Annotated in this window: 1 protein-coding gene; it reads left to right on the top strand. The window is 46.8% G+C overall.

The features are described 5' to 3' along the window. Positions 1 to 142, top strand: a 142-nt coding sequence (locus HC175_RS17200; RefSeq protein ID WP_168139546.1) for an L-serine ammonia-lyase, iron-sulfur-dependent, subunit alpha, incomplete at its 5' end; no start/stop codon positions are given. Between the last annotated feature and the right edge of the window lie 388 nt (positions 143 to 530).

Below are 530 nucleotides of genomic sequence, written 5' to 3'. Positions count from 1 at the left end.
GGATGCCGATTCCATTCACGCTAAAGTTCCGCTTGACAAAGTAATCGAAACCATGTGGGAAACCGCGAAAGATATGAATTCAAAGTACAAGGAAACTTCTGAAGGCGGATTAGCAGTGAGGGTGAGTTTGAGTGACTGTTAAAACCACCCCGCCCTTCGGGCACCCCTCCTTAAAAAAGGAGGGGAACAAAGAAGTCGTACAGGACTTCCCCTAAGGGGCTGCACATTTCAAGGAAAAAATTAATTTCCTGCCAAAGGCAGGAGAAACGCGAATCGGAGGTAGTATTTCAAATCCCTCTCCTCTCGAAGAGAGTGTACGCAAAGCGGGTGAAGAAAACTGAACTCCTCTCCTCCTGAGGAGAGTGAACGCGAAGCGGAGTTTTCAACCTGAACCCCTCCTCCCGAAGAGGTTTTCGCGCAGCAAAATGTCCCAACCAGCGCAGCGGAATTTATCAAAACTTTTAAGCAGAACCCTGTTTCCAGTAGGCAGTTCTATAAATAGGGTCTATCCTATTCACTATTCAAAACAA

Source organism: Salinimicrobium oceani (genome assembly GCF_012037645.1).
Note: the sequence above shows the minus strand (reverse complement) of the source record. Positions and strands in the feature narration are given on the sequence as shown.